General features: G+C 65.4%; 9 protein-coding genes. 5 read left to right on the top strand and 4 right to left on the bottom strand.

What is annotated here, in order from left to right; translation table 11 throughout:
- Positions 1–541 precede the first annotated feature (541 nt).
- A complete protein-coding gene (locus IEW17_RS13525; RefSeq protein ID WP_188562583.1) occupies positions 542–1,495 on the bottom strand; it encodes an alpha/beta fold hydrolase in 954 nt (317 codons plus the stop codon).
- Between the two features lie 400 nt (positions 1,496–1,895).
- Here IEW17_RS13525 and IEW17_RS13530 point away from each other — a divergent pair, with 400 nt between their 5' ends.
- Together IEW17_RS13530 and IEW17_RS13535 are read left to right on the top strand one after the other, a co-directional pair.
- The gene (locus IEW17_RS13530) at positions 1,896–3,947 is read left to right on the top strand and encodes a S9 family peptidase (protein WP_188562584.1); all 2,052 of its coding nucleotides are present in this window, start codon (positions 1,896–1,898) and stop codon (positions 3,945–3,947) included.
- A 101-nt stretch (positions 3,948–4,048) separates the two neighbouring features.
- A complete protein-coding gene (locus IEW17_RS13535) occupies positions 4,049–4,450 on the top strand; it encodes a hypothetical protein (RefSeq protein ID WP_188562585.1) in 402 nt (133 codons plus the stop codon).
- Here IEW17_RS13535 and IEW17_RS13540 read toward each other — a convergent pair.
- The 3 genes from IEW17_RS13540 to IEW17_RS13550 all read right to left on the bottom strand — a co-directional run bounded on the left by IEW17_RS13540 (position 4,433) and on the right by IEW17_RS13550 (position 5,685).
- Positions 4,433–4,843, bottom strand: a complete 411-nt coding sequence (locus IEW17_RS13540; protein WP_188562586.1) for an integrase core domain-containing protein — start codon at positions 4,841–4,843, stop codon at positions 4,433–4,435. The two genes, IEW17_RS13535 and IEW17_RS13540, sit on opposite strands and share 18 nt — an antisense overlap.
- Before the next feature lie 21 nt (positions 4,844–4,864).
- Positions 4,865–5,245 (bottom strand): hypothetical protein, encoded by a 381-nt coding sequence (locus tag IEW17_RS13545; RefSeq protein ID WP_188562587.1) that lies wholly within the window; start codon positions 5,243–5,245, stop codon positions 4,865–4,867.
- Between the two features lie 113 nt (positions 5,246–5,358).
- A complete protein-coding gene (locus IEW17_RS13550) occupies positions 5,359–5,685 on the bottom strand; it encodes a transposase (protein ID WP_188562588.1) in 327 nt (108 codons plus the stop codon).
- Positions 5,686–5,756: 71 nt separating this feature from the next.
- On the opposite strand from IEW17_RS13550, the gene IEW17_RS13555 reads away from it, so the two are divergent.
- The 3 genes from IEW17_RS13555 (at position 5,757) to IEW17_RS13565 (ending at position 8,896) form a co-directional block, all read left to right on the top strand.
- Positions 5,757–5,894, top strand: a complete 138-nt coding sequence (locus IEW17_RS13555) for a hypothetical protein (RefSeq protein ID WP_188562589.1) — start codon at positions 5,757–5,759, stop codon at positions 5,892–5,894.
- A gap of 222 nt (positions 5,895–6,116) precedes the next feature.
- Positions 6,117–8,066, top strand: coding sequence for an NHL repeat-containing protein (locus IEW17_RS13560; protein WP_188562590.1), 1,950 nt, complete (start codon positions 6,117–6,119; stop codon positions 8,064–8,066).
- Positions 7,952–8,896 carry a T9SS type B sorting domain-containing protein gene (locus IEW17_RS13565; RefSeq protein WP_188562591.1) on the top strand — a complete coding sequence of 315 codons (945 nt, stop codon included), beginning with the start codon at positions 7,952–7,954 and terminating at the stop codon, positions 8,894–8,896. Before IEW17_RS13560 ends, IEW17_RS13565 begins: the two co-directional genes overlap by 115 nt.
- Positions 8,897–8,994 lie beyond the last annotated feature (98 nt).

Genomic DNA, 8,994 nt, shown 5'->3' on the forward strand with positions numbered 1-8,994 from the left:
GCGCGTCGCCACTCACTTTATGGCGAGTGTATGGGCTGGCGCAAGCGTAAGAACAGAAATTCCCGGCAGGTCTTTTAGGGTGTCAGAGGTCAGCGTTTAGAAGTCATTTTTATCTCATTAAGTCATCTATTGAGCCTTCTTATAGCTGCGGGCAGATAAACTTGCTCTAAGGATAAAATCTGCATTGTATGTGGCTCACTTTGAGAAAATTGCTGTTTTAGTTCGGGTCAAAAAATTAGGTCCAATAAACCAAATGGCTGCTTACTTATGGCCTGCTTTTCTGAACCTCGTTTTCTTGAGTTATTAGATTGGCAGGCCCTGGCGAATAAGTTACGGCTTTCTGGACTCCATCGCAAAGTGCTTAGCGTAAGGTTATCCCCCGGCTGCTATGAGAAAGCCAAATCGTTCGGCTTCAGTTGCCGAAGCCGAACGGTTTAGGAACGACGGACAGCAGAAAAAACGTGCGTCTCCCGTCGGTCCAGTGCGCCGGGACCACAACTGCTCACGGGGCCGGTCCAAGTACGCCGGGGCTGAAACGGCGCTAGCGCGGGCCGTTCAGAAACTGCTCCACCACCGTGCGGTACTTAACCGGCTCCTCAAACCAAGGGAAGTGCCCGCTCTGCTCGAAAAACACAATCTTGGCCCCCGGAATCGCCTGTTGCAGGCGCCAGGCGGTGAGGGGCGCCACGTTCATGTCGTAGCGGCCCGTCAGCACCAGCGTAGGAAACGTGAAGCCGGCCAGCTTCGGCGTAAAGTCCGCCTTGCTGGCATCCGTTCCCACGGCCGCCCCCACCGCCGGCTCTAAGCCGACGTTGTGGATGGGGCCGAGCTTTTTAAAGTACGCGTCGCGCTGCGCCGCCGAGTAAAAGAGCAAGCCAAAATGGGTGCGCAAGCCAGCCTCGGCCGCGGCCTGCCCGCCGACCGGCGGTTGTTTCTGCTGCTTCTCGGCGGCCATCGTTTCCGGGAACACCTCCCCGAACAGGTGCACGAGGGTGTTGAGGTTGCTGCCCGCCGCGTCCGAGAGGATGAGCTTGGCCACGTGCTCGGGGTAAGCGCTGGCGTACGCAATGCTGAGCAGCCCCCCGTAGGAATCGCCTAGCAGCATGATTTGCGGCAAATTCAACCCTTTGCGCACCGCCTCCAGGTCGGCGACCTGCGCCGCCAGGGTCTGGGGCGCCCCCGCTTGCACGGGCTTGGAAGCGCCCGTGCCCCGCTGGTCGTAAAAAATCACTTGGCGCTTCCGGGCCAACTGCTGCCAGACGTCGGTGGGCAGCAGGTAGGCGTGGGACAGGCCGGGCCCGCCGTTCACCACCAGCAGCGGCAGTGCGTCGCGGCGGGCACCGAATACCTCGTAGGCCAGGGCCACCTGTTCCGTGGGAATTTTGCCCGTCCGATGCGGGACGGCCTGCCCGGTGGCAAGTGCGGGCCAGGCCCACAGCAGTAGGTGCCGGACTGCCAGGCAGCCGGCGGACCGGCTCGTTCGAAATAACTTCATGCGTAGCGCGGAGGGGTGCAGGGACAAGAAACGGGGGCGCCGCCGACACCGTGGCCCGGTACGCGCCCGCTGGAGCAAGGTAGGCCGGTGGCTCGGAAAACGCCCGGGCGGGCCGCGGGCAACCAAGACGGGCCGCGGGTGCTCCGGCGCACGGGCCACCCCGCGGGCCGGTCAGCCCCTGCCCATGCCCCGCACTTGCCCAGCCGCGAGCGGCTGTGCTGCGCGTGCTGCGGTAGCGCCCGCTGATGTGCCAACCGCTACGCCCATTTCCGCCCACGTGCGCGGCCCGGCCCCGCGCCGACGGGGCATTGCGGCGGATGCTGGGAAAACCACGCGCCGGCCGTAGCTTCGCGCAACGACTAATCCCGTTCGATGCGGGCATTTTTCCAGGCTTGGTGTTATGAAAACAGCGTTCACACTATTGGCCGCCCTGGCGCTGCCCCTCACGGCCCTGCGTGCGCAACCCGCTCCGCGGCCCCTTCAGCTCAGTGACCTGTCCCGGCTGCGCGACGTGGCCGACCCCCAGCTCTCGCCCGACGGCGCGTGGGTGGCCTACACCGTGACGCGCGCCGACTCGGCCACCGACAAGCGCGACGCCGACGTGTGGATGGCCCGCACCGACGGCAGCCAAAACCTGCGCGTGACCACCGCCCCGGCCAGCGAGGCCAAGCCCCGCTTCAGCCCCGACGGCAAGTTCCTAAGCTTTGTGTCGAGCCGCGGCGAAGAAGACGGCGACGACGCCCAGCTCTGGCTGCTGAACCGGGCCGGCGGCGAAGCCGAGAAGGTGACCAAGCTCAAGGGCAGCGTGTCGGATTACGTATGGTCGCCCGACGGCCGGCGCCTGGCCCTCGTCATCCGCGACGCCGACCCCGACTCGCTCACGGCCGCCCAAAAGGCCAAAAAGAAAACCGCGCCGCCCATCGTCCTCGACCGCTTCCAGTTCAAGCAGGACATCGACGGCTACCTGAACAAGCAGCGCCAGCACCTCTACGTCTTCGACCTGGCCACGCGCCAGCTCACCAACCTGACGCCCGGCGCGTACGACGAGTACCTGCCCGCCTGGAGCCCCAATGGCCAGCAGCTGGTGTTTTCCAGCAAGCGCGGCCCCGACCCCGACCGCCACGACAACTTTGACCTCTACCTCATCGATGCGAAGGCCGGTGCCACGGCCCGGCCGCTGCTCGCCACCGAGGTGCCCGAATGCGCGCCGGGCTACGGCAGCCGGCCCGCGTGGAGCCCCGACGGGCGCCGCATCGCCTTCGTGCAGGGCGGCCCGCGCGAGCAGCTCGTGTATACCCTGCACCAGCTGATGGTGGTGGACGTGGCCAGCGGCGCCGTGCGGGCCCTCACGGCCGGCCGCGACCGCAACACGACCAAGCCCCAGTGGGCGCCCGACGGCCAGAGCCTGTACTTCCTGCTCGAAGACGACCGCGCCACGTCGCTGGCCCGGGTGCCGGCGGCGGGAGGCGCCGTGGCGATGGTGCTCGGCGGCGCCCGCGAGGTAAACGACTACGCCCTGGCCCGCACCGGGCAGATGGCCGTGCTCAGCAGCCAGCCTCAGCAGCCAGCCGAGGTGTTCGGGCTGGATAAAAAAGGGGTTCCCAAGCCGCTCTCCAAGCAAAACGATGGGTGGCTGCGCGGCATCACGCTCGGCGCCGTGGAAGCCATTCAGGCGAAGAGCAAAGACGGCACGGCGGTGAGCGGCTTCGTGGTGAAGCCCGTGGGCTATGCGGCCGGCCGCAAGTACCCCGCGCTGCTGCGCATTCACGGCGGTCCGGTGGCGCAGTTTGACTACGGCTTTTCGTTTGAGTGGCAGTACTTTGCTGCCAACGGCTTTGCCGTGGTGGCGGCCAACCCGCGCGGCAGCTCGGGCCGGGGCCTGGAGTACAGCAAGGCCATTTATGCCGATTGGGGCAACAAGGACACCGACGACGTGCTGGCCGTGGTGGACTACGCCGTGGCCCAGGGCCTGGCCGACCCCGAGCGCCTGGGCGTGGGCGGCTGGAGCTACGGCGGCATCCTGACCGACCAGGTCATTGCCCGCGACCAGCGCTTCAAAGCCGCCGTGAGCGGCGCCAGCATCGCCAACGTGCTGGCCGGCTACGGCACCGACCAGTACATCCGCGACTACGAAACCGAACTGGGCACGCCCTGGAAGAACCCCGACGTGTACCTGCGCGTGTCGTACCCCTTCTTCCACGCCGACCGCATCAAGACGCCCACCCTGTTCGTGTGCGGCGAAAAGGACTTCAACGTGCCCCTGCTCAACACCGAGCAGATGTACCAGGCCCTCAAAAGCCTGAACGTGCCCACCCAGCTGGTCATTTACCCCGGGCAGTTCCACGGCTTCACCACCCCCAGCTACGTGAAGGACCGCTACGCCCGCTACCTGGCGTGGTACCGGCAATACCTGCTGCCCACGGGCACGAGCGCGGCGGCCGGCCGGCCGTGACCTACGGCCCCTCTCGCGGCAGCAGGTCGCCGGGCGGTGGGCAGTGGTTTGCTAAAATCACCCTTTTCGCTGAACGAGGTCAATACTGGTACGTTCGCTTAATGGAACCCGAAACCGCCTTTTTAGTCGCCATCCTGCGCCAATCGCCCCAAGGCTCGGTGTGGCGCCTATCGAAAGACTCGTGGGAGGAATTGCCGCACGTGCTCGGGCCGGACTTACTCCAGCCCGACGACGCATACTGGTGGCACGTGCGCATCACGGCCGCCAATCGCGGGAGGCTCTTGGCCGTGGCGGAGGCGTACGAGTTACCCGATAAAGTGGTGCACATGTTCCTCACCACGGCTCAAGGACGTACGTTCTTTCGGGGCGAAGACCACTTAGACACTATCATTTGCGACATCGGTTTTCAGGACTTGAGCCGCGTTTGCAGTAAGTTTCCTCACCTAGAGCAAAGTATCGTGAAGACGGAAGGCGAGGTGGTCCATTTAGGCTGGACAGTTTAGGGCAGTGGTTTGAATTGATTGGTGGTGAGCGCGATGCGGTGTCTGGCAGCCAATACTGGAGTGCAGGCGGTCGTGATTGTAGTAGTCAAAATAGTCGGCGATGCTGGCTTGCGCGTCGGCCAGGTCGGCAAACACAGGCCACTCGCGGAGTTCGCGCACCTCCGTTTTGAGCCTGGACCAGAGGCTTTCGGCCTGGGTCGTACCCGGTAGGGCATTGTCGTAGCACTCGCCGCGACGGCTCTGCGAACGTACGGCCCCGTGCCGGTGCAAGAGCGCGCGGTAGGCGTTGCCGCAGTACTGGCCGCCCCAATCGGAGTGAACGAGTAGGCTTGGGGTGGGCGGTTGGGCAAAAAAGGCCCGCTGCAAGGCCGTAGTGACCAATTCCTCGGGCATCGTGGCCGCCACGTGCCAGCCCTACCGGGTACGACCCACCACGTGCTTGGTGCCCATGTCCTGAAAGGCGCACAGATAGGCCCAGTTGCCGTTGGCCAGCGGCAGGTACGTGATGTCGGACACCCACACCTGGTTGGCCCGGGTGGGCTTGGGCTGGTCCAGCAGGCGGTTGGGGGCGCAGCGCAGTCCGTGCGTGGAGTCGGTCGTGCGCGGGGTGCAGGCTTTGGGTTGCAAGGCGCGCAGGCCCCGGCGGCGCATGGCCGTGCGCAGGCGCTGCTGGCCCACCCGGTGCCCGTTTTCACGCAGGGCGACTTGCAGCCGGCAGGTGCCATAACGGCGCTGGTGGACGCCAAAGGTCTTGACCAGGGCTGTTTCCCAAACCGGTGTTTGCTGGTCCACCATCCGCTGCTACTCCGTTTGCCACGCATAATACCCACTGGCCGGCACCCCGAGCACGGGGCAGAGTCGCCGCACCGGGTAGTGGCCGCGCTCGGCGGCGATGAAGCGGTAGCAGCTCATTGGTCCGGCGTCTGCGAGATAACGCGCCTCAAGCGTTTGCTGGCGACGGCTTTTTCTAAAATGTCCAGCTTCTGCGCCTGCCACCTGGCCAGGGCCCGCAGCTGGCGCAGCTCGGCGGCCGTGGCCGGGTCCAGCGCCGCCCCCAAGGCGGCCGCAACTGGCGTTTGGGCGGCCTTTTGCCACTGGCAGATGCGTTTGGGGTCGATGTTGAGTGCCCGAGCGGCGGCTTGGGTCGAGCGGCTTTGCTCGGCCAAGCGCAAGGCTTCGGCTCGGAAGGCCGCATCGTACGTGCGGCGTTTGTCGGGTTTTGGTGTGTCTTCCATGACGTAAGGAAAGATACCACCCTAAACTGCCCAGATTAACTGGACCACCTCACCCTTCCCAAATTCGTTCGATGGCGGACCACGACCGGCTCATGGCCTATTTGGTCACCATTTCCCGGGCCTTGCACAAAGAAGTGCTGGTGACGGCTGAGAATAACCAAGCGGCCGTTTACATCCGGGTGAACGGCGCGGACATTCAATTTATGTAACAGAGGGCAAGAGCTGGCCCAGTACAGCATTTTGCTGCTTTCGCTAATTAGGCCCCTTCCGTTACTGGGATTGTTTCCCCGAGTTAGTTTGCTAAAAAAGCAGTCATCCGCACGAGGTAATGCCTGGCCGCTCGCTTTGTTCCTGACGTCGACACCTATCTTCAGGCCCGTTTCCCTGGAAACAAACAACCCACTGGCAACGCGTACCTGATGCTTATTTCGATGCCCTTTTCTACCACTTTTCAAGGGCATTTGCGCGTCATCTGGGCGCTGCTGCTCTACCTGGGCGGGAGCCGCCTCGGCTTCGCACAAGTGCCGACCTTCGACTTGGCAGTGCGCGTGGGTACGCCCATCGTGGGCGCGCCCACCTTCAACAGTCATTCGTACGTGAGCGACGTGGTCACCGATGGCGTGGGCAACAGCTACGTCACCGGTTATTTCGAGCAACGGGTCAACTTTGGCCCTTTTCCGCTGGCCACGAACAGCGCCTATACGGACCTGTTCGTGGCCAAAATTGATGCGGCAGGCAACTACGTCTGGGTCGTGCAGGGCGGCAGCAGCAACGGCAACGAGTTCGGGGCTAGCATCGCCCGCGATGCCGCGGGCAACCTGTACATTACCGGCGATTTCACGGGTCCCACCAGTGTGTTGGGCACCACGGTCTTGCAGAATGCCACCGGCGCGGGCGCAGCATCGGAGTTGCTGGTGGCCAAGTTGAGCCCGTCCGGGGCGTGGCTGTGGGCAGTGACCGGCGGCGGCGCTGGCGGAAACGAAGGCCATGAAATTGCCTTGGACCCGAGCGGCAACCCCTGCATCACGGGCGAATTCGTTGGGGCGCAGCTGGTATTGGGCACCACCACGCTCACCAACGCCTTCACGCCCCAGCGCACCGACATGTTTGCCGCCAAGCTCGATGCCGCTGGCAACTGGCTCTGGGCGGTGCGTGGCGGCGGCACCGGGCTGGATTCCGGATTTGGCCTCGCCGTCGACCTCGCCGGCAACGTCTGCCTGACGGGGTACTTCATGAGCGCGAGTGCCACCTTCGGCCCGTACGTGCTCACCAATCCCGGGGGCGGAGGCGCCATTTACGTCGCCAAGCTCGATGCCGCTGGCAACTGGCTCTGGGCCGTCCGCGGCGGTGGCGGCCCGCGCTACGACGGAGGGTACGGGGTCGCGTTCGACGCCACGGGCAACATCGTGCTGGCCGGGACCTACCAAAACAACGGGGCGCAGTTCGGAGCGACTGCGTTGCCTAACTCCGGCAACATCGATGCCTTTGTGGCCAAGCTGAGTGCGGCGGGCACCTGGCTGTGGGCCGTGCGCGGCAGCGGCAGCGGCAGCGTGTTATTCGGTCCCGTTGCGGTGGACCCCCAGGGGGGTATTTATGTCGCCGGGGCCTTCCAGGGAGCCACCGCGCAGCTGGGCAGCACCACGCTCCACAACAGCCCCGCAATAGGCGTCGGTGGCTTTTCCGACCTCTGCGTCGGCAAGCTCACGGCCGCCGGCACCTGGCTGTGGGCCGTGAGCGGCGGGGGCAGTGAATACGACGGCTGCGACGGCCTCTCGCTCGATGGGCGGGGCAACGTGTACGTAAGCGGGGGCTATTCCAGCTCGTCGTTGGTGCTGGGCCCCTTGGTCCTGCCGGGCGAGCGGGATTTCACCAACAATTCCGGGTATGTCGCCCGCCTGGGGGCGCCGCCCAGCGTGACGATACGCGGCGACTCGCTGTTGTGCAACGGCGGCAGCCTCGTGCTGAGCGCCGCCCCTACCGCGGCCGCTATCGCCTACTTGTGGAACACCGGTGCCACCTCGCCCAGCATTACCATCACGCAGCCCGGCACCTACTCCGTGCGCTCCACCTTCCCCGGGGGATTTACCAGACCGCCCAGTTCGTGGTACGGTCCCTCGCACCCACCCTGGTCATTGCCGGCGACACCCTGTTGTGCGCCGGCGCGGCCGTGCTGCTCCAGGGGCTCGCGTCCCCCGCTGCCACGTCCTACCGCTGGAATACGGGCACCATCACCCCCACCCTCTCGGTTACCCAGGCCGGCACCTACATGCTCACGGTCCGCTACGGCACGGGCTGCACGGTGCAGGCCACCCACCGGCTCCGCGCCCCCAGCCTGCGCGTCACCGGGCCCGCCGTGCTGTGCCAGGGAAGCGCCGGGCTAACGGCGGTCGCACCCGGTGCTACGGGTTTTCGGTGGAGCACCGGGGCCACTTCCCCTACCCTGACGGTCCGGCAGCCGGGTACCTACACCGTGGTGGCCACCTTTGCCAACGGCTGCACGCTGATGGGGGCGGTCACTATTTCGGAGCCGGCGGTCCGCATCACCGGTGATACGCTGCTGTGTCCCGGCCGAAGCATCGTGCTGACGGCCGCTTTGCCGGGGGCGACCGCCTACCAGTGGAGCACGGGGGCCACCACCCCGGCCATTACGACCAGCCAACCCGGCGTGTACCAGGTGGCCATCACGTACGGAGGCGGCTGCACCGCCACCGCCCAACAAGCCGTCCGGGCGGCGCAGGCCCTGCCTCTGCTGACCCTTGGCGCCGACACAATCCTTTGCGACCAGGACGACTCGCTGGTGCTCCGCCCCCCCGCCGTGGGAAGTGGCGTGGGCCCGGTTACCTACCGGTGGTCCGATGGGTCTTCTGCCCCGTGGCTGCGCGTGAGCTCCGCCGGCCTCTACACGGTGCAAGTGGCCACGGCCTGCGAGACGCGCACCCTGAGCCGGCGCGTGACCTATCAAAACTGCTTTTTCATCCCCAACATCATCACGCCCAACGGCGACGGCCAGAACGACGTGTTTACCGTGCGTGGCTTACCCCCGGGGGCATGGGCCCTCACCGTCTATAACCGTTGGGGCCGGTTGGTGTACCACGCCGAGAACTACCGAAACGAGTGGGGGGCCTCCGCCGCGCCGGGGCTCTACTATTATTTGCTGCAGCAGCCGAGCCACGGGTCGGCCTACAAAGGCTGGGTGGAAGCCGCGCCGTAATCCCCCGGTCGCGCAAACACCGGCCTCCGGCCCAGGGTAAACGCATTAAAAGCCGAGGCACTTTTCGCGGTATTCATCGGACAAGGCACAGCCGTTTC

Source organism: Hymenobacter frigidus (assembly GCF_014640435.1).
Lineage (GTDB): Bacteria > Bacteroidota > Bacteroidia > Cytophagales > Hymenobacteraceae > Hymenobacter > Hymenobacter frigidus.

Coding starts and splice junctions, on each gene's coding strand:
- IEW17_RS13560 (WP_188562590.1), top strand. CDS start 6,117: ATGCCCTTTTCTACCACTTTTCAAGGGCATTTGCGCGTCATCTGGGCG.
- IEW17_RS13525 (WP_188562583.1), bottom strand. CDS start 1,495: ATGAAGTTATTTCGAACGAGCCGGTCCGCCGGCTGCCTGGCAGTCCGG.
- IEW17_RS13565 (WP_188562591.1), top strand. CDS start 7,952: ATGCTCACGGTCCGCTACGGCACGGGCTGCACGGTGCAGGCCACCCAC.
- IEW17_RS13550 (WP_188562588.1), bottom strand. CDS start 5,685: ATGGAAGACACACCAAAACCCGACAAACGCCGCACGTACGATGCGGCC.
- IEW17_RS13540 (WP_188562586.1), bottom strand. CDS start 4,843: ATGCCCGAGGAATTGGTCACTACGGCCTTGCAGCGGGCCTTTTTTGCC.
- IEW17_RS13545 (WP_188562587.1), bottom strand. CDS start 5,245: ATGGTGGACCAGCAAACACCGGTTTGGGAAACAGCCCTGGTCAAGACC.
- IEW17_RS13535 (WP_188562585.1), top strand. CDS start 4,049: ATGGAACCCGAAACCGCCTTTTTAGTCGCCATCCTGCGCCAATCGCCC.
- IEW17_RS13530 (WP_188562584.1), top strand. CDS start 1,896: ATGAAAACAGCGTTCACACTATTGGCCGCCCTGGCGCTGCCCCTCACG.
- IEW17_RS13555 (WP_188562589.1), top strand. CDS start 5,757: ATGGCGGACCACGACCGGCTCATGGCCTATTTGGTCACCATTTCCCGG.